Genomic DNA, 26002 nt, shown 5'->3' with positions numbered 1-26002 from the left:
TTTGTATTTGTATTTCGAATACACTCAATAACCTCTTCTTCCCTAAGCGAAGCCGAAGGGAATAATTATAAAGCAAACAAAACATTTTTATATATGAACTTTAACAACTTTACAATAAAAAGCCAGGAAGCCATACAGCAGGCGCAGCAAATTGCGCAAGGATACGGGCACCAACAGATTGAAAACGAACACATACTCAAAGGAATTTTTGAGGTAGATGAAAATGTAACCCCTTTCATCTTAAAAAAATTAAACGTTAATCTCACCACTTTAAAACAGATTCTCGACAAGCAATTGGAAAGCTTTCCAAAGGTTTCTGGTGGCGATATTATGCTGTCGCGCGACGCAAACAAAACCGTGCTTGAAGCAAGTAATATTGCTAAAAAAATGGGCGATGAATATGTTTCCATCGAAAACCTTCTTTTGGCAATTCTCAATTCTAAAAGCAGTATTGCACAAAGCCTAAAAGACCAAGGTGTAACTGAAAAAGGAATGAAAGCCGCCATTCAGGAATTGCGAGGGGGTGAAAATGTTTCTTCGCAAAGTGCCGAAGAGACGTATAATTCATTAAACAAATACGCAAAAAACCTCAACCAACTTGCTCGCGACGGCAAGTTGGATCCTGTAATTGGACGTGACGAAGAAATTAGAAGAATACTTCAAATCCTATCGCGAAGAACTAAAAACAACCCCATGCTCGTGGGTGAACCCGGAACTGGTAAAACCGCTATCGCCGAAGGTTTAGCGCATAGAATTGTAGATGGCGATGTGCCCGAAAATTTGAAAACTAAAGAAATTTATTCTTTAGACATGGGCGCGCTAATTGCCGGTGCAAAATATAAAGGTGAATTTGAAGAACGCTTAAAAGCTGTAATTAAAGAAGTAACTTCTAGCGAAGGCGATATTGTGCTTTTTATAGATGAGATACATACTTTGGTTGGCGCCGGTGGCGGACAAGGCGCAATGGATGCCGCAAATATTTTGAAACCCGCACTAGCCCGTGGTGAACTTCGCGCTATTGGTGCGACAACTTTAGATGAATATCAAAAATATTTCGAAAAGGATAAAGCGCTGGAGCGTCGTTTCCAAAGAGTAGTCGTGGACGAGCCCGATACTGAAAGTGCTATTTCAATTCTTAGAGGAATTAAAGAAAAATATGAAACTCACCACAAGGTTCGTATTAAAGACGAAGCAATTATTGCTGCCGTAGAACTTTCGGAACGCTATATCACCAACCGTTTTCTTCCCGATAAGGCAATTGATTTAATGGACGAAGCCGCTAGTAAACTTAGAATGGAAATTAATTCCAAACCTGAAGAACTGGATGTTTTGGACAGAAAAATTATGCAACTCGAAATAGAAATCGAAGCCATTAAACGTGAAAAAGACGAAACGAAACTGAAATCACTTCACTCAGATTTGGGTAATTTAAAAGAAGGACGCAACGAGCTGAATGCAAGATGGCAAAGCGAAAAAGAGGTTGTGGACAATGTTCAAAATCTAAAAACACAGATTGAAGATTTTAAATTAGAAGCCGAACGTGCAGAGCGCGATGGCGATTTTGGAAAGGTTGCCGAGCTTCGTTACGGAAAAATTAAAGATGCACAGGCTGCATTGAGCGAATTAGAAACGCAACTTGCCGAAAACGATGAAGGTACTTCTATGATAAAAGAAGAAGTAACGCGCGAAGATATAGCTGAAGTTGTAGCAAAATGGACTGGAATCCCGATTACCAAAATGCTACAAAGTGATCGTGAAAAACTACTCACCCTCGAAGACCATTTACATAAACGTGTAGTTGGACAGAATGAGGCCATAGTTGCTGTGAGTGATGCTATTCGCCGAAGTCGCGCAGGATTGCAGGATGAGAAAAAACCAATAGGTAGCTTCCTTTTTTTAGGAACAACCGGAGTCGGTAAAACCGAGCTTGCAAAGGCTTTGGCAGAATACATGTTTGACGATGAAAACTCGATGACCCGTATAGATATGAGCGAATACCAAGAACGCCACAGTGTGAGTCGTTTGGTGGGTGCCCCTCCAGGATACGTGGGTTATGAAGAAGGTGGCCAGCTCACTGAAGCCGTGCGCCGTAAACCGTATAGCGTAGTTTTGTTGGACGAGATTGAAAAAGCACATCCCGATACCTTCAATATTTTATTGCAGGTTTTAGATGAAGGAAGATTAACGGATAACAAAGGTCGCTTAGCAGATTTCAAAAACACGATTATCATTATGACCAGTAATATGGGAAGCCAGATAATCCAAGAGCGTTTTGAAGCTGTAAAAGATCCCGAAACCGCAATGGAAGGCGCAAAAGTAGATGTGCTTGCGTTGCTGAAACAATCCGTGCGGCCAGAGTTTCTGAACCGCATAGACGACATTATAATGTTTACGCCTCTTTCTAAAAAGGACATTCACAAAATCGTGGAGCTACAATTAAAAGGAGTTTCCAAAATGTTGATGAAACAGAACATTGTATTAGACGCTACGCCAGAAGCAATTACTTATCTTTCAGAAAAAGGGTACGATCCACAATTTGGGGCAAGACCTGTAAAAAGAGTAATTCAGCGCGAAGTGTTAAACGAACTAAGTAAAGAAATACTCGGCGGAAAAATAACTACCGACAGTATTATTCTGCTCGATAGTTTTGATGATGCATTAGTGTTTAGAAACCAAGAAGATTTGGTTAAGTAATATAGGTTTTTAAATATTTGAAATATTAACCCCCAATGCGTTTGCTTGGGGGTTAATATTTTTATTAGGGTTGCTATGCATTTCGAACTTGCTGTAACGGAGCTCACCTAATTTCCACAGAATTTTATTTAATGAGTTGTATGCGAAATATTGTATATTATTAACTTTGCACTTTTATGAAGAAGATCGAAAATAAACCTAATAAAACAAATAAGCCTTGGCCAACAAAACAGGCTATGGAGCAAGTTTATGAGATGAATCTTTGGGGTGGTGAAAAATCTGATTTCTATTCGGGGTCGGGGTCGCATAATCCTGAAATTGTAAATCCGTATTTAGAGGCTGTAACATCATTTCTCAACTCTTTTAAAAGTCCGATCACGGTTTGCGATTTAGGTTGTGGAGATTTTAATGTTGGAAAAGAACTGGTAAAGCACACTAAAAAGTATGTCGCTGTAGATATAGTTGAAGACCTTATTATACGTAACAAAGCGAAGTTTAAATCCGAAAATTTAGAGTTCCAGTGTTTAAATATCGCGGTAGCAGATTTGCCATCTGGGGATTGTGCTTTATTAAGGCAAGTGCTTCAACATTTATCGAATGCTGAAGTGCAAAATATAGTGAATAAGCTATCAGCTTTTAAATATGTTATCCTAACAGAACATATTCCCAACGGAGATTTCACACCAAATAAAGAGCTTATTTCAGGGCAAGGTATTAGACTTAAAAAGCAAAGTGGCATAAACTTATTAGCTCCACCCTTTAATTTGAAAGTTAAAGAAGAAAAACAATTATCGGCTGTTGTTGTGAATGATGGTAAAGGGGTTATTGTAACTACGCTTTATGAAATATTTTATTAAACCTTTCAGGAAATTCATCTATTAGAAAAACTTCTTCATTTGTAAATGGATGTGTGAATTTTAAAGAATAAGCGTGCAAATACAGGCCTTTCCCGTTTAAAATTAGTTCTTCAATTCCGTATTCTTTATCTCCTAAAATCGGATTTCCGATACTTGAAAGATGTATGCGCAATTGATGTCTTCTTCCTGTTTCAGGTTCTAATTGTACCAAATTGAGTTTGCCGAATCTTGGTGAAAAGACGGATTCGCGCACCCAAAAATTCGATTCTGTTTTTTTACCATCTATTTCTGAAATGATTTTTCCACTGTCGTTCATTTCACCAATAGTAACTGCGTAGTACGTTTTTTTAACGGCTCTATTTTCAAACAATTTATTTAGTTCACGAATGCTACCATTCGTTTTTCCAACCAATAAAATACCGGTGGTTGCAAAATCTAATCGGTGAACAGGTTGAGGTGTTGATGCATCAGATAGTTTGCTTTTTGTTAAGTTTTGAGCCAAAGCATTCGCAACGGTTTTAAAACTATTGCCGCTCACCAAAATACCAGCGGGTTTATGAATTACGGCTAAGTAATCGTCTTCAAATAAAATTTTTAGTGGAAAGATTAGTTTTTTCTTCGGAACGATTTCTTCTAAAATGGTTAAACGAATACATTCTCCTCCGTTTATAAATGTAGCCGAAGTAGCAATTACATTATTAACCGTAATATACTTTTTCTTTAATACTTTCTTTAAAGCTGATTTTGTTAATGCTGCCTGGAAAATACCCACGCCATATTCTTGAAGCCGAATAGGAGTTAGCAGTTTAGGAACAATATGGGTTTCTGTGGGGTTGATATAGTTTATATTGTCACATTTTAGAGTCGTGTCTAGTATCACATTTACTCAATTTTTATAATTTATTCTAATGTCAAATATAACGAAATATCCCGCCCACTTGCCAAAGCACTATCTAACTTGATCCTTCGCTAACATTTTCAAACGAAAAAAATTTCACCTAAAAAAAAGACTCCACAAGATTTCAAATAGTGAAATCTTGTGGAGTCCGGCTTCAAACAAAGCGGTAATTAAAGTTTAAATAAAACTACCACTTGTCAATTTGGTCTTTTATTTCTTCTTTGGTTTTACCCGTTTTTTCCTGAAGGCGTCCAAGTAATTCGTCAGATTTCCCTTCTGTGTACATTAGGTCATCATCGGTAAGGTCTCCATATTGTTGTTTGAATTTACCTTTTACTTGTTTCCATTTTCCTTTAAATTGATCCTCGTTCATAGCTTTTTGTTTTAAGTTAATTAATTCATTCTTTTTCGAATTATAAAATTACAACAGCAAACCGTCCGTATATTATAATGAAATATTAAAGATTCAATCCTTTTAGTTATAACTTTGCCAATGAGTCTTAAAAACTGTTATTTAATTATTTCCATATGAAAAACATCATCTTACTTCTACTTTTACCCCTTTTCACATTTTGTGGTCAGCAAAATGAAAAACAAGAAGAAAACAAAACTGTTGAAACTGAAAACTTAAACACTCCCGAGACTTATAGCGCTATTTATTACCTACTTCGCCACGCCGAAAAAGATCGCACAGACCCCAACAACCAGGATCCTAATCTGAATATTGACGGGATGATGCGCGCCAAACGCTGGGCTGCTTATTTTGAAACGATTAAAATTGATGAAATCTATATAACTAAATATGTGCGTACCAAACAAACTGTTTCATTAATCGCACAGCAAAAACTGATTTCGCCAAAACGTTACGAACCAAATACTATTTATTCGGATGAATTTTTAAAGCAAACTAACGGCAAAACAGTTCTTATTGCTGGTCATAGCAACACCACTCCACAATTGGTAAATAAGCTTATTGGCGAAGAAAAATTTAAGGATATGGATGATAGTGAAAATTCCACGCTTTATAAAGTTACCATTAATGGCAACGATAAAAAAGTAGAAACTATTACGGTTGAATAATTTAATCTATAGTACTCATTATTCGTTAATCATTATTGATTCTGCAATATTCAATCTATTTTTGCACTTATGGCAATTCAGAAAAACGTAAAAATTAAGAACCGCAAGGCAAGGTTTGAGTACGAAATCCTCGATACTTTTACTGCCGGCATTGTGCTTCGCGGCACCGAAATAAAAGCGATTCGCGAAGGACAAGCTTCTATAGCCGAAAGTTTTTGTGAGTTTAGCAATGGCGAACTGTTCGTTATAAATATGACCGTGCAGGAATACAGCCACGCCACACATTACAATCACGCCCCCAAAAGTGAACGCAAACTTCTCTTAAATCGCAGTGAACTCAAAAAGCTAGAAAAGGAAGTAAAAAACAGCGGACTTACAATTATTCCCTTAGTTCTTTTCACCAATAGCAAAGGCCTTGCGAAAATTGATATCGCTCTTTGCCGTGGTAAAAAAGAATACGACAAACGTGAAGTAATTAAAGATCGCGACTCCAAAAAGCAGCTTAGCAGAATTAAGAAGGCATTTAATAATTGATTGCGGAAGATAGATGTCATTTCGACTCCGCGCCCAATAACCTGCAAGGCATTGCCGACAACGGAGGCTTCCTTGTAGGTTTATCTACATTGCCGTGAGCATATATATCGGCAGAAAACCTAAGTCAACCAAAAACCTTTCTTTTACAAATTTGAAGTATTTTTATTAGTAATTTGCAATCGTTTAATCAACTTTTGAAAATACCGAATGCAAACAAAGCTTCTTCTCCTTCTACTCTTTTTATCCGCAACCCTTTCCGCCCAAATAGTTGGAAAAGTAACCGATACCAAAGGTGAACCGCTGCCTTACGTGAACATTTACCTTCAACATAGCTATGTTGGCACTACTACAAACGACGATGGTAATTACTCTTTAAACGTTTCAGAAAAAGCTGAATACGAAGTTATTTTTCAGTTTTTGGGTTATAAAACTTTGAGTAAAACGGTTGCTCCCGCTTCATTTCCATTCATTTTAAATATTTCACTTGAAGAAGAATCTACGAGTTTAGATGAAGTAATAGTAAACACTTCCGAAGATCCCGCATACCGCATAATCAGAGAAACGATTGCGCAACGAAAAGAAAATTTGGATAAGCTAAGCGAATACACCGCCGATTTCTACTCGCGCGGATTATGGAAAGTGAAAAACGTTCCGGAAAAAATTATGGGCCAAGAAGTAGGCGATTTTGATGGAATGCTTGATTCCACCCGAACCGGCATCATTTATCTCTCGGAAACTATTTCGGAAATCGCATATCAAAAACCTGATAAATTCACCGAAAAAATTATTGCCAGCAAAGTGAGTGGCAACGATAATGGCTTCAGCTTTAACAGTGCCCAGAGTGCTAATATTTCGTTTTATGAAAACACGGTGGAGCTAAATGCTGAATTGGTTTCGCCCATTGCTAATAATGCGTTTAATTATTACAACTATAAACTTGATGGTGTTTTTTATGAAGGTCCAAAACTCATCAATAAAATAAAAGTCATCCCTAAAAGACCTAACGATAGGGTTTGGCAGGGTTTTATTTATATAGTTGAAGATGACTGGCAATTGTACGGCACGGAACTTTCCGCTACTGGCGCAGCAATTCAAGTGCCTTTTGTGAACAACTTATTGGTGAAACAGAATTACAAATACGATGCAAAAAATGATTTTTGGATCAAGATTTCGCAAACTATCGATTTCGGTTTTGGTCTCTTGGGAATGAAGGGCGAAGGTGGATTTATAGCGGTTTATTGCAACTATAATTTTAAGCCAGAGTTTTCAAAAAAGACATTTACAAATGAAGTGCTTTCGTTTAAAGCGGAAGCCAATAAAAAGGATAGTCTTTTTTGGAAAGGAAGTCGCCCTGTGCCACTTACAAACGAAGAATTAAAGGATTACATTAAAAAAGATAGCCTTCAAGTGTTGCGGCAAACAAAACCTTATTTAGATTCATTGGACGCAAAATCAAACAAACCGGGCATTCTCAGTTTGATTACAGGCTATTCATATAAAAACTCCTTTGAAAAATGGTCGGTTGGTTATGAAGGACCTTTACAAAAAATCAATTTCAACACCGTTCAAGGCTGGAATAGCAAAGCTGGGTTAACCTATAGCAAATGGTACGACGACAACCGAACAAACACACTTTCTGCAGCAATTCGCGCAGATTATGGAATTGCTGAGGACAGACTTAGATTTACGGCAGGCATACTTCGGAATTTTAATTGGAAAGACAAACTGCGCCTTTCCCTTTCGGGAGGAAGCGAAGTGGCTCAATTTAACAATACGGAGCCTATTTCACCCCTGATAAATACTTTTGCCACATTGTTCTTTGAACGAAACTATTTGAAGCTGTACGAGCTTAATTATGGAAGAATTGGCTACAGCCAAGAAATTTTTAACGGGCTTCATCTTTACGCCGCTGCGGGATACGAAAACCGACAGCCGCTTTTCAATAACACCAATTACGTAACAATTCCTTTTGAAAATGTAAGCTATACGAGTAATAATCCACTAGCTCCCAACAATTTTAATAACGCTGCAATTGCGGAACATAACATTATAAAAAGTAAAGTGCGGGCGCGTATCAATTTTGAACAGAAATATTATTCCAACCCTGATATGAAGTTTAATATGGGCGATACAAAATTTCCAGAATTGACACTCTCAGTGGAAAACGGTACTGCTATTACTGAATCTAATTACGGTTATACGCAGTTTGAAGCAGGTTTAAACCAATCAATTTCCCTCGGAAACAAAGGTCAGTTTTACTACAATTTAAAAGGTGGTGCCTTTGCAAACGGCGATGGAATTTCGTTTGTAGATTTCAAACATTTCAACGGAAACCAAACGCGGGTGGGCACTTCGGCTAATTACACCAACGTTTTCAACTTGATGCCGTATTATGATTTCAGCACCAATAAAAGTTATTTTGAAGGACATGTGGAACATGATTTCCGCGGTTGGATTTTAGGAAAAATTCCCGGAATCAATAAGCTAAATCTTAACTTGGTAGCCGGCGCACACTTTTTGAGCACCGAAGAAAGGAAACCGTATTCCGAAATTTCCGTAGGAATTGACAATTTAGGTTTTGGAAAATTCAGATTGCTTCGGGTAGATTATGTTCGTTCTTATTACAACGGCGGCAGCGATGGAGCATTTATTTTTGGGCTGAAGTTTTTAGACATATTCGGACTTTAAATCGAGGTGAATCACAGAGTTTCACAAAGAAAAAATACTATGGCTATACCTTTCCCAGTTATTATCACCGAAAGATTAAATCTTCGGAAAATTGTACCGTCAGATTTAGATAGAGTTCATTATTTCCGTTCGGATAAAGAGATTAATAAATTCATAAAAAGAGAACCGCAAACACGTGAATTGGCGATTGCACATATTGAACTTATAACTGCCGATTTAAGAAAAAATAAATCCATCACTTGGGGAATTACAATGCAAGAATCTAATGTTTTGATAGGCTCAATTTGTCTATGGAATTTTTCGGATGATCGGAAAACTGCAGAAGTAGGTTACGGCCTCGATCCCGAATTTCAAGGCAAAGGAATTATGAGCGAAGCTCTGAAAGCTGTTTTACATTTCGGCTTCAGCCAAAGCGGTTTTGAAACCATTGTAGCTTACACAGATTATAGGAATATTCCTTCAAAAAAGCTTCTAAAACTCCATGGATTTATTCCAAGTTCAACCACTAAAGACCCTGATAACCAAAATAATGAAGTATTTTATCTAAACCGTTAGTTCTTGTCTTCTAAAAGAGGTACGAATCTAAACTCACCATACTCTTCTTTCTCGAATTCGGTTTCAGACTTACGTAAAAAGACGGTCATTATTTGCACATTTTCACCCACGGGAATTACTAATTTTCCCCCAACTTTCAATTGTGCCAACAGCGGATTTGGAACAAAAGGCGCTCCTGCTGTAACAATTATTCCATCAAAAGGAGCCTCTTCCGCAAGCCCAATATAGCCATCGCCAAACACCATCCGTTTTGGTTTGTAGCCAAGTTTTGGAAGAAATAATTTCGTCTTTTTAAAGAGTTCGTTTTGTCTTTCTACGGTATAAAGCGTTGTACCGATTTCTAAAAGTACAGCTGCTTGGTACCCACTTCCCGTTCCTATTTCGAGAATTTTATCGCCCTTTTTAGCCTCCAAAAGTTCTGTTTGTCGGGCAACAGTATAAGGCTGCGAAATGGTTTGATCTGCCGCAATTGGGAAAGCTTTATCTACATATGCGTGACCTTCAAAACCAGAATCCATAAAAAGATGTCGCGGAATCTTGCCTATGGCTTGCAATACATTTTTATCCAAAATCCCTTTCTTTTTTAGGGTTTCGACCAGTTTTTTCCGCATTCCTTGGTGAGTAAATGTATCTTTCACTTTTAGTTATATTTTAGTCCCGAAATTATCGGGAGGAGACTTGATATTTTAGACTGTACAAAGTAACCAAATTCGAGGATGAAGCACCAAATTTCCAGCATCAAATTTTCATATTTCAAATGGTCGAAACACTTAATAAAACCAATACACTAATCTTCAAACAACAAAGGATAGCAATCTAAAATTTGTATCTAGTTTTTAATGCAATCATTTCATCCTAATAACACCTAAAACTCTAAACTTTTAAACCCTCAACTTTTAATCTTTCCCTCTAAAACCCGTACATTTGTGAAAAACAGATATCAATGCTAAAAGCGGGAGTTCTGGGTGCTGGTCACTTAGGAAAAATACATTTAAAATTGCTGCAGCAATCCTCAAAATACGAACTTGTGGGTTTCTACGACGCCAGCAAAGAAGCTTCAAAAAAAATAGAAACTGAATTCGGTTATAAAAGTTTTCCATCTATGGAAAGCCTTATTGATGCTTGCGAAATGGTAGTGGTGGTAACCCCTACGAGCAAACATTTTGAATGTGCCGAAAAAGTAATCAATGCTGGAAAGCATCTTTTTATTGAAAAACCAATAACACAAACCGTTGCCGAAGCTGAGCAAATTCGCGACTTGGCAAAACTAAAAAAGGTACGCGGGCAAGTGGGACAGGTTGAACGTTTCAACCCTGCTTTTCAAGCCATTAAAGATAAAATACAGAATCCGATGTTCATTGAAACGCACCGATTGGCAGAGTTCAATCCGCGTGGAACGGATGTTTCGGTGGTTTTAGATTTAATGATTCACGATATAGACGCTATTTTAAGCGTTGTTAAAAGTCCCGTAAAAGCGGTAAGCGCAAGTGGAGTTTCGGTTATTAGTGAAACGCCAGACATTGCCAACGCTCGCATTGAATTTGAAAATGGATGTGTTGCCAATTTAACAGCGAGTCGTATTTCACTTAAAAATATGCGTAAAGCACGCTTCTTTCAGCGCGATGCTTATATTTCAGTAGATTTTCTGGAGAAGAAATGCGAGGTGGTAAAAATGAAAAATGCTCCCGAAGAACTTGACGATTTCGCAATGGTATTAACCAATGCCGAAGGAATTAAGAAGCAAATTTATTTCGAAAACCCAAAAATTGAAGCTAACAACGCCATCCTCGATGAACTTGAAAGTTTTTATGAAGCAATAAAAGCAGACAGAACCCCCGAAGTATCGCTTCGACAAGGCACTGAAGCATTGCGAGTTGCAATGTTGATAATTGAAAATTTTAAGAAAATATAGTTTAATTTAAAAGATACCCGCCTTCGCGGGCATTATTTATGAAGAATATAGCAGTAATAGGCGCAGGAACGATGGGCAACGGAATAGCCCACACCTTCGCGCAATTTGATTATAAAGTAAATTTAATTGACCTTTCACAGCCATCCCTTGATAAAGGAATGGCTACTATCACCAAAAATCTTGATAGGATGGTTGCGAAGGAAAAAATTTCGGAAGAAGATAAAAACCGTACACTTAGCAATATATCAACTTTTACAAATTTAGAAGAGGGTGTAAAAACCTCCAATTTGGTAGTTGAAGCCGCAACTGAAAACTTAGATTTAAAGTTGAAAATCTTCCGTGATTTAGATAAATTCTGTCTGGAGGAAACTATTTTGGCGAGCAATACTTCATCTATTTCAATTACTCAGATTGCTTCGGCTACTTCACGTCCCGGACAAGTTATCGGTATGCATTTTATGAATCCTGTGCCAATTATGAAACTGGTTGAGATTATAAAAGGATACAGCACTAGCGAAGAAACTTTCAAAACCGTTGAAGCTCTTTCAAAAAACCTGAATAAAGTTCCCGTAGAGGTAAACGATTATCCAGGTTTTGTAGCAAACCGTATTTTAATGCCGATGATAAACGAAGCCGTTGAAACACTTTATAATGGCGTTGCAGGCGTTAAAGAGATTGACACAGTAATGATGTTAGGAATGGCGCACCCAATGGGCCCGTTGGCACTAGCCGATTTTATTGGTTTGGATGTTTGTCTTTCAATCTTAAATGTGATGCATGATGGCTTCAAAAACCCGAAATACGCTCCATGCCCATTATTGGTAAATATGGTAATGGCTGGAAAACTGGGCGCTAAAAGCGGCGAAGGTTTTTACGATTACAGCCAAAACCGAAAGGCAGAAGTTGTTTCTTCACAATTTATAAAGTGATATTTTCAGTCACGTAAACATTTAAACTTCTAAACTAAAATCTTGGCCAAAATAATCCCTTTTAATGCCGTTCGACCCACCCGAGACAAAGTAAGTCTGCTCGCAGCACGATCTTACGAGAGTTACACGGCAATGCAAGTGGAGTCGCGATTACGAGACAATCCGTTTTCATTTTTGCACATCGTAAACCCTGGTTTTAAATACCAAAAGGAGATATCTGGCGTAGAACGCTACGGACTTGTGCGCAATAGGTATCAAGAGTTTAAAGAAGATGGTATTTTTATGCAGGACGAAAAACCTTCGTTCTACATTTATAAAATAGTAAACCGCGACGGATTAGAATTTCAAGGGATTGTTGCTGCTGCAAGCGTTCAAGATTATGAAGACGACATTATTAAAAGGCACGAAGACACGCTGGAATTTAGAGAGATAATCTTTAAAGAATATCTAAAAACAGTTGGCTTTAATGCCGAAGCCGTGCTCCTAACCTATCCCGACAATCCGGAGTTAGAAGAAATTATTAATAAGGTAATGGAAAATCGTCCAGAATATGAATTTACCACTACCTATCGCGACACACACTATCTTTGGAATACAGATGACGAAGCGTTATTAGAAAGAATTCAAAAAATTTATGGAGAAATGCCGGCTTTATATATTGCTGACGGCCACCATCGCTCCGCTTCCTCTTCTTTATTAGCGAAAGAATTAAAAGAAGAAAATCCGCACCATACAGGTGATGAGGCTTATAATTTTTTCATGAGCTTCTTAATTCCCGAAAGCGATTTAAAAATATATGAATTCAACCGTTTGGTGAAAGACTTGAACGGATTGAAAAAAGAAGAGTTTTTGATAAAACTGGACGAACATTTCAGAATCGAAAATCGTGGGATGGAATACTACAAACCTTCCAAACTGCATCATTTCAGTATGTATTTAGATGGCGAGTTTTATTCATTGTACCTTCGCAAAACTAAATATGAAATCAACAATGCGCTAGACGCGCTAGACGCTCATATTTTATACGTTACAATTCTAAAACCACTACTAGGGATTGAAGATTTAAGAAACGACCAGCGTATAGAATACTCCCACGGGAAAAGAGATTTGGCGTTCGTTAAAACAGCTGTCGATGCAGGAACATTTGCCGTAGGTTTCGGGTTAGTTCCAGTTACCACAGATGAGATGAAACAAATTGCCGACGAAGGCCTGAAGATGCCCCCAAAAAGTACTTATATCGAGCCAAAGTTAAGGAGCGGTGTTACTATTTATGAATTCTGAAAAAGAAAGAAAATAGAGGAAAGAGAACATGACGATACAGAAAAATTTAAAAAAATTTAAATCTCAATTACCCGAAAATGTAACGCTGGTTGCGGTTTCCAAGACCAAACCCGTAAGCGATTTGATGGAAGCGTATAATGCGGGGCAACGTATTTTTGGTGAAAATAAGATCCAAGAAATGGAGTCTAAATGGCAAGAAATGCCAAAGGACATTCAGTGGCATATGATTGGTCATGTTCAGCGTAACAAGGTGAAATACATGGCGCCATTTGTAAGTTTAATTCACGCTGTGGACAGTTTCAAACTTTTAAAGGAAATAGATAAAGAAGCCGAAAAAAACAATAGAACTATTAATTGTTTGCTTCAAATAAAAATAGCAGAAGAGGATAGCAAATTTGGAATGGAAAAAGCAGATGCCGCAAAACTGCTGGCATCCGAAGAAATTAAAAACCTGAAAAACGTAAAAGTTGTTGGTTTAATGGGAATGGCGACATTTACAGAAGATGAAAGTCAAATTTCAGCAGAATTCCAAAAGTTGACAAAAATATACAATCAATTCAGAAAGGAATACCAAGAGTCTGGGACAGAATTGAGTATTTTAAGTATGGGGATGAGCGGCGATTACAAAATTGCCATCGAAAACGGAAGTACCATGATACGAGTAGGTAGTTCAATTTTTGGCGAACGAAATTATTAGGTTGCCTTGCGATTTATCGAGCGCCTACTTTAAGAAATAAAAATACAGAATAGTTAATAGTAAGAATGTACGCAATATTAGACATAGAAACTACAGGCGGAAAATACAATGAGGAAGGAATAACCGAAATTGCAATTTATAAGTTTGACGGTCACGAGGTGGTAGATCAGTTCTCCAGTCTCGTAAACCCCGAAATACCAATCCAGCCTTTCGTAGTGAACCTTACGGGTATTAATAACGAAATGCTTCGGCACGCGCCTAAGTTTTATGAAGTAGCAAAACGCATTATCGAAATTACCGATGGTTGTATTATGGTTGCGCACAATGCGTTATTCGACAAGAGAATTCTTACCACTGAATTTGACCGATTGGGATATCAATTTGATAAAGAAACCCTTTGCACGGTAGAACTTTCTAAAAAATTGATTCCAGATATGGCATCGTACAGTTTGGGAAAATTGGTTCGTGCTTTGGGTATTCCACTCAGCGATCGCCATCGCGCACAAGGTGATGCGAAGGCTACGGTAGCACTTTTTAAATTGTTATTGACCAAAGACACTTCTAAAGAAATAATTTCTGAAAGTCTTCGGAATGACCCGAAACGGAAATTGGAACCAAAACTGATTGATTTAATTGAAAGCGCTCCTTCGGAAACAGGCGTTTATTATATGCGTAATGAAGCTGACAAAATAATTTATATTGGCAAAAGTAAAAATATTAAAAAGCGTTTGACGCAACATTTTACTAGCGACAACCGTAAATCGAAAAGAATTCAACTGGAAGTAAAATCAGTTTCTTTTGAAAAAACAGGCAATGAATTAATTGCTCTTTTAAAGGAATGTGAAGAAATTAAGCAAAACAAACCACTTTACAACCGTGCGCTTCGAAGAACACTTTTTACGCATCAGCTTACTTCTTTTGAAGATGAAAACGGTTATATCAATTTAAAAATTGAAAAGACAGACGGCAGAAAAAAAGCAATAACAACCTTTAGCAATTATCAGCAAGCTAAAACGGCACTTTTCAAAATTACCGAGGAGAATCAGCTGTGCCAAAAACTAACAGGGCTATACGAAGCAGAAAACCAATGTTTCAATTATACGCTCGAGGAGTGCTACGGAGCCTGTATAAACAAAGAGGCCGTTGACGAATACAACAATCGTGTTAATGCATTTTTGGAAAAGTGCAGTTACGAAAACCAAAACATGCTGGTTATTGACCGAGGCAGAGATATTGAGGAGCGTTCCGTTATTTTAATTGAAAATGGGGTGTATAAAGGATATGGCTTTTACAATCTGAATTATCAAATTAACAATCCAGAGATATTGAAATCCATCATCAATCCAATGCAGGATAATCGTGATGCACAACACATAATTCAAAATTACCTGCGAAAAAATAAAGTACTGAAAACAGTAAACCTTTCTACCAACTCAGTTAATTAGTATAAAGTTGCTTATTTTTAGCATGTCAAACACCCTAACTTGAAACCATCCAATAAAAAATCCTGGCGTTTTAAAGCTCATGAGATAATTTATGAAGCAGATACGCCCATGGGCAAGTTTTTCGACATTATTCTGCTGATATTGATTCTGCTTAGTGTGGTAATTGTAATGCTGGAAAGTGTGAATTCCATCGATATAGAATACCATCGCTTGTTTTATATAATTGAATGGATCATAACTATTTTTTTTACAATTGAATATATTGCTCGAATAGTTACTGTAAAAAAACCCCAAAACTATATTTTCAGTTTCTATGGGATTATCGACTTTCTATCCACAATACCTTTATACCTTTCGTTTATTTTAGTTGGAAGCAATTATTTACTTACTGTTCGCGCTTTACGACTCTTGCGTGTTTTCAGAATTTTAAAAATTACTCGATATATTGGCGAAGGAAATAAACTTAGAAAAGCACTTGTTGAAAGCAGAGCTAAAATCTTCATATTCATATTTGCGGTACTAATAGTAGCCATTATTGCTGGTACACTAATGTATTTAATTGAAGGCCCAGAAAGTGGATTTGACAATATTCCTATTAGCGTTTATTGGTGTATCGTAACACTTACAACTGTTGGATTTGGAGATATTACTCCTATTACTCCCGCTGGGCAATTATTGGCTACGATTATTATGATACTTGGTTACGGTGTTATAGCAGTGCCTACGGGTATTGTAAGTGCGCAATATGTAAAAAAAGCTAGTGATGATCTTGTACACGTAAACTCTCAATCTTGCAGAAATTGTGGCGCATCAAAACATAGTGATGGCGCTCATTTCTGCGACAATTGTGGTAATGAATTGCGACCAAATAATAATCCCGAAGCCTAATGTCTTCAAAAAAACCGTTGCTTATCTGTGTAGTTGGCCCAACGGCAATAGGCAAAACTTCTCTGGCAATTGCACTTGCCAATGCTTTTTCAGCTGAAATTATTTCGGCAGATTCACGACAGTTTTTTAAAGAAATGCCCATCGGCACGGCTGTTCCAAGTGAAGAAGAATTAAGTGCTGCGCAGCACCATTTTATTCAAAACAGATCCATTTTTGAAGAATATTCCGTTGGAGATTATGAAAGAGACGCTATTGCTTTTTTAACTAACTACTTCACCAATAAGAAGATTGCAATCATGGTTGGTGGTTCCGGACTTTACGTAGATGCGGTTGTAAAAGGTTTAGATAATTTTCCAGAAGTGCCTTCAGAAATTAGACAGCAGTTAAATACTGAATTAGACGAAAATGGAATTGAAGCGCTTCAAACTGAATTAAAAGAAGTTGATGAAGCGTATTTTGAAAAAGTTGATATTCGCAATCCACACAGATTGGTACGAGCATTAGAAATCTACCGATCTACGGGAAAACCTTATTCGACTTTCCTAAATAGAGAAGCTGTTGCACGAGATTTTGAAGTGCTTTTTATAGGTTTAACCGCTGAAAGAGAAACTATTTATAATAGAATAAACCTTCGAGTAGACCAAATGGTGGAGGCTGGATTAATTGAGGAAGCCGAAGCATTGCTTCCGCACAAAGACAAGAATGCATTACAAACAGTTGGGTATCGAGAGCTGTTTGAATATTTTGACAACAAAATAACGTTAGAAGAGGCAATTTCTGAAATAAAGAAAAACACGCGCCGATTCTCAAAACGCCAAAATACTTGGTTCAAAAAAAACGAAGCCATCCATTGGTTCAATTTTGAAACTGAGCCTACGGAAATCATTAATTTCATAAAAGAAAAAAACGCCCTATAAGGGCGTTTTTTTACACTTATCTTAAGCTAAGAATACTGATTAATTGTCTACTTCGCTCTTTACAACCAAACGGAAACCTTCCCCGTGGATGTTGATAATTTCTACACCGTCGTCTTGACTAAGGTATTTACGGAGTTTCGCAATGTATACGTCCATACTTCTTGACGTAAAATAATTATCATCTCTCCAAATCTTGGTAAGTGCCAATTCCCGTGGCATTAAATCGTTTTTATGAAGAGCCAAAAGACGCAATAATTCGTTTTCTTTTGGAGATAATTTAATAGGAGTTTCCTTATTGTAAGTTAAAAAGCGCAATTTAGAATTTAAGTGGAAATTACCAACTTGAAATTCAAATTGTTTGCTGTCTGCAATAGAATCTGTCGCTTTTCTTTGAATAATTGCTTTTATTTTCATTAGCAATACTTCACTATCAAAAGGCTTGTTTAGGTAGTCGTCTGCACCTACTTTATAACCTTTAAGCACATCTTCCTTCATTGCTTTTGCAGTAAGGAAAATGATTGGCACATCTTCGTTTTTTTCACGAATTTCCTTCGCTAATGTAAAGCCATCTTTGTAAGGCATCATTACATCTAGTATGCAAAGATCGAAATCGTCTTTTTTGAATTTTTCAAAACCTTCCATTCCGTTTTTAGCATGTGTAACGTTATAATCGTTCATTGCTAAGTAATCTTTCAATACTGTTCCGAAGTTGGGATCGTCTTCAACAAGAAGTATTTTTTTGTTTTCTGTTTCCATGATTTTAAGATATTAAGTGTAATTTTATTATAAAGGTGCTACCTTTTCCTTTTTCGCTTTCTACGAATATTTCCGCGTCGTGATCGTCTAAAATACGTTTAACGTAGGCAAGACCTAAACCGTGACCCTTTACGTTGTGTATATCGCCCGTGTGTTCACGGTAAAATTTTTCAAATATTTTCTTTTGAACGATTTTACTCATCCCCATTCCTTGATCTCGAATTTTGAGAATAACACTATTTTTTACGTTTTCTGAATAGATATCTATTTTAGGTGTGTCTTCAGAATATTTAATAGCATTATCAAGTATGTTTACTATCACATTCGTTAAATGCGATTCATTCGCAAGAACGGCAGATTTTAATGCCCCGTAATGTGTGTTTATATAACCTCCTCTATCTTCAACTATAAGACTTACGTGCGAGATGGAATCTTCAACAATGTCTTGTAAATCAAAGCGATCTTTGGGCAAATCCAACTCATTCTTTTCCAGTTTTGAAATTCGAAGCACGTTTTCAACCTGTGCGTTCATTCTTCTGTTTTCATCCCGTATCATTCCTAAATAGCGATCCAGAAACTCTTTATTGTCTTTGACTTTTGGGTTTTTAAGTGAATCCAAAGCCAAATTAATTGTTGCTATTGGAGTTTTAAACTCGTGGGTCATATTGTTTATAAAATCAGTCTTAATTTGTGAAATCTGACGTTGTTTATAAATCTGTGAGATTGCACTAGCATATGCTAAAATTATCACTGCTGTAAAAACAAGTGAAAGGATAGCCATTCCTAAAATGCTATTTAGCACGAGCCTTTCCCTTTCAGAAAAGGTTACATAAAGTTCGTAATTATTTTTGTTTTCACTTACAAAAAGTGGAACCATATACGTGCTTCCTTTATCAAGCTTAAAATTTTTAGAGCGTACTTTAGTTTCTAGATTATTACTGTAAACTGCAAATTCAAATTTAGATTTTAAACCTCTTTCTTTCAGTTCCTTTTCAATCAGGCTCCACACCTCTTTTTCATCTACCCTTTTATATATTGGGACCATTGCAGATACATTGCTCACAAAATCTTCAAACTGTTTACGTTCATAATCCTTCATTCTGGTAAAGGATTCTACGCGTGTATCTGTTATTGTTTGCCCATCAAGACCTTCTGAAATTTTAGTCTTTGTTTTTCTACTTGTAAGTTTTCTAAACTGAACACTATCCATTTCTGAATCAAAAAATCCCGAGGAAAGTTTATAATCTTGTTCTAGAATTCCGTCTGTAAAAATATAAGTTTCGTTTGTGGCTTTATTTTGAATTCGATAAGCCAACTCAGTAAAACTTTGATTATCTGGCACTTGAATACTGTCCACATACGCACTATAAACTTGATAGTACGCTTCGTTTTCTCTTAATTGGATTTCTTTTGCTACAGACAAAAGAACCTGTTTAGAATTTATAGTAAATTGCTCTGCTTTTGTTCGGTAAGCATTTGATATCCAGTATCCTTGAACAAATATTATTCCCAATAATGAGAGGCTCATCAGCGCTATCAGCAATACGAAAAGCTTTTTGTTCATTCCCCAAAAGTAAGATTTTAACATTTAGCTAATTGATTATTTAACCAAATGTTAACAAAAGAAAGAAATACGCTTAAGGATGGTTAGAAATAAAGGATTTGTGAATTTCAGAAACTCTTTTTTTGGTTGCTTCAAGGTCTATGTTTTCAACGATTAAATGAGCTAATTTACGTTTTTTTTCATCGCTCCATTGATTGTTCATGCGTTGTTCTATTTCAGCTTTAGAAGAATTATCTCGAGCTAAAACACGATTTATTCTAGTTGCCTTGGGCGCAGTAACAAGAATAATAGAATCACAATCTTTATAACTACCATTTTCAAAAAGAATAGCGGCTTCTTTTATTACATAAGCTGCATTTTGCTTTGAAGCCCATTTTTTAAAATGTGCAGCAACCCTAGGATGAATAATTTTATTGACCGCTTGCAGCAAATCTTTATCATTAAAAATTTTGTCTGCAACATACGCGCGATTTAAACCCGTTTCATTATAAACTGTTTCGCCTAATAGTTTAATTAATTCACGACGAATAATCTTCGATGTATTGGTAAGTTTCTTTGCTTCCACATCGGCTATATATATAGGCACACCAAGTTCAGAAAACATTTTTGCTACCGTTGTTTTCCCGCTCCCAATTCCGCCGGTAAGGCCTACAATTTTCATTAGTATTAAACTTTTGTGAATTTATTTTTCGATTTATTTAAAGATAAAGAAATCGATTTTTTTAGGTTCAAAAACTACATTTAGAATACTGGACGGTTTTTTATCTAAAACGGGAAGCATAAAATTCCCTTCTTTGTTTCTTTTAGAATAATCACATATTACCCTGAAGTTTTCTTTCGAAATTTTTGAGAATTCAGTTACCGATACATCAAATGAAACTGTAACGGAAGCACTCACCAATTTAATTTCCAAATCTGGTGGTAAATTTATAACCTCAACTGGAAGTATAAATTTTCCTTGGGAATATTCGGCAACATCCAGGCTTACCGTTACCATATTTGGTTTTATAGAAACAATTTCAGAATTACCGCTAACCACTTTAACAGATTTTGAAATATTCTTTTCAATATTTTCTATTAAAATCTCTTCGGTTCCAATTGTGTTTATTTTTTTCAAACTACCGGAGGGTCCGGAAATGGTTACGGAATCTGGAACTACTTTTATGCTGTCCATAGGCTTAAAGCCATCTTTAAAGCTAAGATTTGCCTTGGGTACAACCAGAATTCTTTTCAAAACAATTGGATCTAAAGCTACATTCAGTTCTTCAATAGAGAGATTTTTAATCGCCAAGTTTCTATTAAAATTAGAAGATACCATCCTGGTTAAATTGCTTTTATTAATGGTGAAGTGATCCTCTTCTTTATCATAAAAATCACCTACTTGTACATCAATTGTAGGTTTCTTTAATTTGTAAAACAAAATTTCAAAACCATTTGCCGTAAGATCGAAGGTGATTTCGTGTAGATTTTCATCAGATAGCGCAGTGGTTTCTGGAATATTCTCATATTGAATTTTGGCGACCATAGTCGAAGTAAATTCTCTACTAAACTTCGTTAAAACCCAAAAAATAGCAGCGATTAATAAAAAGAAAAGGAATCGCTTCACTTTTATATTTTTATTCTTCTTAAAGATTCCTTTAGTCATACTAGTTTTATTCACCATCAATAAATTTACTTAAAAAATAAAAAGGGAAATTGTTTCTGTGGATCTTTCTTTAGAAAGTTTATTAAAAAGCTAGATTTAAAAAACGCGATGCCATACCCGAAAAACTGAACAAATACAGCTCGTAAAGAAAGTAGACCAATATAGACGCTTTTGTTCTTTATGCTAGAATCTATAAAAATTAAGACTAAATAAGATAATATTGGCAATAAAAACAGCGGAGTAAAAAATATGGCAAACAAAACTGAGAAAATTACGAATACTACAAAAAGTGTTGGAAACCAAAATGTTACTTTAGAAGCGGAAGGGTGCCATTTATTTAAAATTGGACGTACTAATCCAAATTTTTTAACTTGTAAATAAAACTTTTCCCACGAAATTCTTCGTTTGTGATAAACAAAAGCATTTGGAAGAAAGGTAGTATTGTATCCCGCTTTTAATATACGCTGAGAAAGATCGGGATCTTCTCCGGGATGAATTTTTGAGTAACCGCCGGTTTTTAGAAAAACTTCTTTTGAAATTCCCATATTAAAACTTCTGGGCTCAAAACTATTAACGCTTCTTGTATTTCCTCTAATTCCGCCAGTAGTTAAAAAAGAAGTCATTACGTAATTTATCGCCTTTTGTAAAGGTGTAAAATTGGCGTGAGCAGCGTCTGCCCCACCAAAGCAATGAAAATAATTTTTATGAAGAAATTCGTCTACAACCAACAAATAATGCGGAGGTAACAAACAATCGGAATCCAATATTATAAAATAGTTGCCTTTAGCGCGACTCATGCCATAATTTCGGGAATCTCCCGGGCCTGAATTTTGTTTAAAGTAATATGAAATAGAAAGCTTTTCAGAGAACTCCGCAATAACCTTTTCCGAAGTTTCCGTGGAACCATCTTCTACAATAATTATTTCGAAATCACTTCCAAAATCTAAACCTGTAAAACTGTCCAAAAGCTCCTTAACTTCTTGTGGGCGATTATATACAGGGATTATGAAGGAATAGCTTATTTGCATCGGTCAAAGTTAATCAAATATAAAAAGCCACCCACTTTCGTGGATGGCTTTTCAATTAGATTATAAAAAATTTAGTTTTTCAAAATCTTGTAGGTTCCTGTTTGTCCATCTACAGTAACTTGCATAATGTAGCTACCTGTAGTAAGTCCAGAAAGGTTAATATTAGATGTTGTAGCACCAATATCAGTGCGCAACACTTGCTGACCTAACAGATTGAAAATAGAAACTGATTCTATATTATTAACCGATTTCAAGGAAAGAACTTCGGTAACTGGGTTTGGATAATAAGAGAATCCTGCAAGTGCGTTCTCACTAACACCTAAAATAGGATCGCAACTTCCGCTCCAGATATAAACTCCATCCATAAGAGGATCTGGAATACCCCAACCAGCATCAAACTGAGCACTAGGATTGCCTACCATAGTAGAAGAAGTAACAACCCAGAATACACTTCCTGTTGCTCCACCATCTGTAACTGAAAGTTCAATCCAGTAAGTGGTAGGCAAAACCAATTGTCCCATAAAGGTAAAAGGAGCAACTGTCAACTCAATTTCGTTAACATCGAAACCGAAGTTAGCGCCGATAACTGTTTGGTTGTCGATTGTAGCAGAGGCTTGAGAACCAATTATTGTTCCTGGAAGACCAGCTGCATCGTCATAATAATTAACATCAACGTTTGTAATTCCACCATTCGCAAAAATACTAGCAGTAATGTTATTCAAGGTAAAGTTCTCACCAGCTGCAACAGTTACATCGTTAGCAGTCAGAAATGCAGTTGTAGATGAACAGTTAAAGCCATTTTCGAAAGTACCATCATTAGGGTTCTCTTCGTCGCAGGCTCCGCCTCCTCCTCCAATTGGATCACAATCTCCTTCCCACATATACACACCATCCATAAGAGGATCTGGAATACCCCAACCAGCATCAAACTGAGCACTAGGGTTACCTACCATAGTAGAAGAAGTTACTACCCAAAATACACTACCCGTTGCACCACCGTCGGTAACTGACAATTCAATCCAATATGTGGTAGGAACTCCAGCTTGTCCATTGAACATAAAAGGTGTAACACTCAATTGAATTTCGTTAACATCGAAACCAAAGTTTGCACCAATTACCGTCTGGCTATCAATAGAAGCAGAGGCTTGAGATCCAATGATAACGCCTGGAAGTCCAGCTGCATCATCATAATAATTAACATCCACGTTTGTAATGCCACCGTTTGCGAAAATACTAGCGGTAATATTAGTTAAGGTGAAATTTTCGTCAGCCGCTACAGTAACATCGTTAGCAGTCAGAAAAGCAGTTGTAGATGAACAGTTAAAGCCGTTTTCAAAAGTACCATCGTTAGGGTTCTCTTCTGTACAAACGGCTAAATAAGTTGGATTGTTATTACCCAATAAAGCAATGTCCGTTACTGGTGTTGCATTGGAAGGTAAAATTGTTGTTGGATTTACTTCGGTTCTTTGTTGCTCAAATTCAACCGGATTATTAGTTCCGAGCATCTTAATTTGTTCCTGGCTAAATCCAATAGCAGCAACAAAAAAGAACATCATAATAGTAATTTTCTTCATAATATTATAATTTAATGTTAATTACTACTAAAGATATTCAAAATAAGTTTGTCTTCAAAGTTTTATTCTAAACAATTTAAGAATAATTATGAAGATTGTATAAAATTAACGTGGTCTAGGTAGTAAATCTTTGATGAAAGTTATGTAGTAGCAGTAGTATTAATTTTTTCTCCACATATTTTAGTGGGATTGTATGATATTCAACTATTACCTACGTTCCATAATATACTTTGTAGTTACTATACATATGCATCAGCCTTGCAAATGGGACTATATTCGAGGTTTTAAGTGATTATTTTATGCAATGTAATTTTGCAGTAAAAAAAAAGCCACCCACTTTCGTGGATGGCTTTTCAATAGGATTATAAAAAGTTTAGTTTTTCAAAATCTTATAGGTTCCTGTTTGTCCATTTACAGTAACTTTCATAATGTAGCTACCTGTAGTAAGTCCAGAAAGGTTAATATCAGATGTTGTAGCACCAATATCAGTGCGCAACACTTGCTGACCTAACAGATTGAAAATAGAAACTGATTCTATATTGCTTACCGATTTCAAAGAAAGAACTTCGGTCACTGGGTTTGGATAATAAGAGAAACCTGCAAGTGCGTTTTCACTAACACTTAAAGCATCACAATCTCCACTCCAGATATAAACTCCATCCATAAGTGGATCTGGAATACCCCAACCAGCATCAAACTGAGCACTAGGATTTCCTTCCATAGTAGAAGAAGTAACAACCCAGAATACACTGCCTGTTGCTCCACCATCTGTAACTGAAAGTTCAATCCAGTATGTAGTAGGAACGCCAGCTTGTCCTGCAAAGGTAAATGGTGTAACACTTAACTCAATTTCGTTAACATCAAAACCGAAGTTAGCACCAATAACTGTTTGGTTGTCGATTGTAACAGAGGCTTCAGAACCAATTATTGTTCCTGGAAGACCAGCTGCATCGTCATAATAGTTAACATCAACGTTTGTAATTCCACCATTAGCAAAAATACTAGCAGTAATGTTATTCAAAGTGAAGTTTTCATCTGCTGCAACAGTTACATCGTTGGCAGTAAGAAAAGCAGTTGTAGATGAACAGTTAAAGCCATTCTCGAAAGTACCATCGTTAGGGTTCTCTTCGGTACAAGCACCGCCACCGCCAACAGGATCACCATAAACTTGAAATGGCATACCTTGAGGTGCACCTGATCCAGTGTCCATAGCAGGACCGTAAGTTCCAGCTATATTTTGCATAGCATTTCCTGTAGTTGCATTTCCTGTAATTACAATAGGTGGTGCCCAAGGTCCAGAAGCTCCAGAACCTTCAAAGCTATATTCAATCCAATAGGTTCCCGCAGTAAGAGAAAGTCCAGCAGTATTTGCTGTAACTAATTGAATTTCTCTGTTTGTATCACCAGGAGCGCTTTCTAATTGTCTAAATGCACCAGAAGTAACATTATTAGAAAGAACATTAGTTGTAAGGTCACCCCAGATAACTGAAGCTCCACCACCACTAGGATCTCCATCCCAAACTTGTAAGTAAAGACCTGTCATAGTTGGAGGTGCTGAACCAGTTTGGTAAGCATAAACATCAATAGATGTAATGTCGAAATCTCCAGTTAATACCATATCATCAGCCATACTATTTCCAGCTGTAAACTGAGCTCCAAAACCGAATAATGACATTCCTAATGAAGTATCTTGTAACAAACTAACAGGAGGTGGTCCAGGTAAGTTATATACAAGGCCATTATCATAAACCAACGCAGCTACTGCGTTATTTCCAGGATCGCCATAGGTCCCAGTAAAAGGAATACGAAGGTTTGGATTCAAAGGAGTAGTATTCATCCCTTGAACGCCATCTGCCACAGGCACAGCATTGGTATTATTAAAATACGCAGCTGGTGCTGGAGCGGTACGAACAGGATTGTTTACCACATTTGGTAAATCAGCAATACTTTGTGAATTCACAAGCCCTGTAAATGCTACAAAGCATGATAAAAGAAGTGTAATTTTTTTCATAATTATTTATAGGATTTAGTTAAACTGCATTAAAAGTATATAAAAAAGT

General features: G+C 36.6%; 23 protein-coding genes. 13 read left to right on the top strand and 10 right to left on the bottom strand.

What is annotated here, in order from left to right; all coding sequences use genetic code 11:
- Positions 1-93: 93 nt before the first annotated feature.
- Together clpB and AC3RVG_RS00345 are read left to right on the top strand one after the other, a co-directional pair.
- Complete coding sequence (gene clpB / locus AC3RVG_RS00350) at positions 94-2694, top strand: ATP-dependent chaperone ClpB (RefSeq protein ID WP_489689438.1); 2601 nt, start codon at positions 94-96, stop codon at positions 2692-2694.
- 176 nt (positions 2695-2870) lie between these two features.
- Complete coding sequence (locus AC3RVG_RS00345) at positions 2871-3551, top strand: methyltransferase (protein ID WP_489689437.1); 681 nt, start codon at positions 2871-2873, stop codon at positions 3549-3551.
- On the opposite strand, the gene AC3RVG_RS00340 is transcribed toward AC3RVG_RS00345, so the two are convergent.
- Positions 3526-4389: an RluA family pseudouridine synthase gene (locus AC3RVG_RS00340; protein WP_489690120.1), complete on the bottom strand. Its 864-nt coding sequence runs from the start codon at positions 4387-4389 to the stop codon at positions 3526-3528. The genes AC3RVG_RS00345 and AC3RVG_RS00340 overlap by 26 nt on opposite strands.
- Positions 4390-4636: 247 nt before the next feature.
- The gene (locus tag AC3RVG_RS00335; RefSeq protein ID WP_489689436.1) at positions 4637-4822 is read right to left on the bottom strand and encodes a CsbD family protein; all 186 of its coding nucleotides are present in this window, start codon (positions 4820-4822) and stop codon (positions 4637-4639) included.
- A 155-nt stretch (positions 4823-4977) separates the two neighbouring features.
- On the opposite strand from AC3RVG_RS00335, the gene AC3RVG_RS00330 reads away from it, so the two are divergent.
- The 4 genes from AC3RVG_RS00330 to AC3RVG_RS00315 all read left to right on the top strand — a co-directional run bounded on the left by AC3RVG_RS00330 (position 4978) and on the right by AC3RVG_RS00315 (position 9306).
- Entirely contained in the window at positions 4978-5529 is a 552-nt protein-coding gene (locus AC3RVG_RS00330) for a SixA phosphatase family protein (RefSeq protein WP_489689435.1), read from the top strand.
- A 69-nt stretch (positions 5530-5598) separates the two neighbouring features.
- Positions 5599-6063, top strand: coding sequence for an SsrA-binding protein SmpB (gene smpB / locus AC3RVG_RS00325; protein ID WP_489689434.1), 465 nt, complete (start codon positions 5599-5601; stop codon positions 6061-6063).
- Positions 6064-6270: 207 nt separating this feature from the next.
- The gene (locus AC3RVG_RS00320) at positions 6271-8751 is read left to right on the top strand and encodes a DUF5686 and carboxypeptidase regulatory-like domain-containing protein (protein WP_489689433.1); all 2481 of its coding nucleotides are present in this window, start codon (positions 6271-6273) and stop codon (positions 8749-8751) included.
- Positions 8752-8790: 39 nt separating this feature from the next.
- Positions 8791-9306 carry a GNAT family N-acetyltransferase gene (locus tag AC3RVG_RS00315; protein ID WP_489689432.1) on the top strand — a complete coding sequence of 172 codons (516 nt, stop codon included), beginning with the start codon at positions 8791-8793 and terminating at the stop codon, positions 9304-9306.
- On the opposite strand, the gene AC3RVG_RS00310 is transcribed toward AC3RVG_RS00315, so the two are convergent.
- Complete coding sequence (locus tag AC3RVG_RS00310; RefSeq protein WP_489689431.1) at positions 9303-9944, bottom strand: protein-L-isoaspartate(D-aspartate) O-methyltransferase; 642 nt, start codon at positions 9942-9944, stop codon at positions 9303-9305. The genes AC3RVG_RS00315 and AC3RVG_RS00310 overlap by 4 nt on opposite strands.
- A 305-nt stretch (positions 9945-10249) precedes the next feature.
- Here AC3RVG_RS00310 and AC3RVG_RS00305 point away from each other — a divergent pair, with 305 nt between their 5' ends.
- The 7 genes from AC3RVG_RS00305 to miaA all read left to right on the top strand — a co-directional run bounded on the left by AC3RVG_RS00305 (position 10250) and on the right by miaA (position 17375).
- On the top strand, positions 10250-11218 hold the full coding sequence (locus AC3RVG_RS00305) for a Gfo/Idh/MocA family protein (protein ID WP_489689430.1): 969 nt from the start codon (positions 10250-10252) through the stop codon (positions 11216-11218).
- 38 nt (positions 11219-11256) lie between these two features.
- Positions 11257-12147: a 3-hydroxybutyryl-CoA dehydrogenase gene (locus AC3RVG_RS00300; RefSeq protein ID WP_489689429.1), complete on the top strand. Its 891-nt coding sequence runs from the start codon at positions 11257-11259 to the stop codon at positions 12145-12147.
- 42 nt (positions 12148-12189) lie between these two features.
- Positions 12190-13428, top strand: coding sequence for a DUF1015 domain-containing protein (locus AC3RVG_RS00295; RefSeq protein WP_489689428.1), 1239 nt, complete (start codon positions 12190-12192; stop codon positions 13426-13428).
- 28 nt (positions 13429-13456) lie between these two features.
- Complete coding sequence (locus tag AC3RVG_RS00290; RefSeq protein ID WP_489689427.1) at positions 13457-14125, top strand: YggS family pyridoxal phosphate-dependent enzyme; 669 nt, start codon at positions 13457-13459, stop codon at positions 14123-14125.
- A 65-nt stretch (positions 14126-14190) separates the two neighbouring features.
- A complete protein-coding gene (locus tag AC3RVG_RS00285; RefSeq protein ID WP_489689426.1) occupies positions 14191-15570 on the top strand; it encodes an exonuclease domain-containing protein in 1380 nt (459 codons plus the stop codon).
- A gap of 39 nt (positions 15571-15609) precedes the next feature.
- Positions 15610-16458: an ion transporter gene (locus AC3RVG_RS00280; RefSeq protein WP_489689425.1), complete on the top strand. Its 849-nt coding sequence runs from the start codon at positions 15610-15612 to the stop codon at positions 16456-16458.
- Positions 16458-17375 carry a tRNA (adenosine(37)-N6)-dimethylallyltransferase MiaA gene (miaA, locus tag AC3RVG_RS00275; protein WP_489689424.1) on the top strand — a complete coding sequence of 306 codons (918 nt, stop codon included), beginning with the start codon at positions 16458-16460 and terminating at the stop codon, positions 17373-17375. The genes AC3RVG_RS00280 and miaA overlap by 1 nt, the downstream gene beginning before the upstream one ends.
- 39 nt (positions 17376-17414) lie before the next feature.
- Here the strand turns inward: miaA and AC3RVG_RS00270 are convergent, their stop codons facing one another.
- The 7 genes from AC3RVG_RS00270 to AC3RVG_RS00240 all read right to left on the bottom strand — a co-directional run bounded on the left by AC3RVG_RS00270 (position 17415) and on the right by AC3RVG_RS00240 (position 25953).
- Positions 17415-18131, bottom strand: a complete 717-nt coding sequence (locus AC3RVG_RS00270; RefSeq protein WP_489689423.1) for a response regulator transcription factor — start codon at positions 18129-18131, stop codon at positions 17415-17417.
- A gap of 4 nt (positions 18132-18135) precedes the next feature.
- Positions 18136-19695, bottom strand: coding sequence for a sensor histidine kinase (locus tag AC3RVG_RS00265; RefSeq protein WP_489689422.1), 1560 nt, complete (start codon positions 19693-19695; stop codon positions 18136-18138).
- 73 nt (positions 19696-19768) lie between these two features.
- Positions 19769-20356 (bottom strand): dephospho-CoA kinase, encoded by a 588-nt coding sequence (gene coaE / locus AC3RVG_RS00260; protein WP_489689421.1) that lies wholly within the window; start codon positions 20354-20356, stop codon positions 19769-19771.
- A 33-nt stretch (positions 20357-20389) separates the two neighbouring features.
- Positions 20390-21340 carry a CdaR family protein gene (locus tag AC3RVG_RS00255; protein WP_489689420.1) on the bottom strand — a complete coding sequence of 317 codons (951 nt, stop codon included), beginning with the start codon at positions 21338-21340 and terminating at the stop codon, positions 20390-20392.
- Between the two features lie 26 nt (positions 21341-21366).
- Positions 21367-22368 (bottom strand): glycosyltransferase family 2 protein, encoded by a 1002-nt coding sequence (locus AC3RVG_RS00250; protein ID WP_489689419.1) that lies wholly within the window; start codon positions 22366-22368, stop codon positions 21367-21369.
- 71 nt (positions 22369-22439) lie between these two features.
- Positions 22440-23942 carry a T9SS type A sorting domain-containing protein gene (locus AC3RVG_RS00245; protein WP_489689418.1) on the bottom strand — a complete coding sequence of 501 codons (1503 nt, stop codon included), beginning with the start codon at positions 23940-23942 and terminating at the stop codon, positions 22440-22442.
- Positions 23943-24315: 373 nt separating this feature from the next.
- Positions 24316-25953 carry a T9SS type A sorting domain-containing protein gene (locus AC3RVG_RS00240; RefSeq protein WP_489689417.1) on the bottom strand — a complete coding sequence of 546 codons (1638 nt, stop codon included), beginning with the start codon at positions 25951-25953 and terminating at the stop codon, positions 24316-24318.
- Between the last annotated feature and the right edge of the window lie 49 nt (positions 25954-26002).

It is taken from the genome of Aequorivita sp. IT1282, from assembly GCF_058068205.1.
Note: the sequence above shows the minus strand (reverse complement) of the source record. Positions and strands in the feature narration are given on the sequence as shown.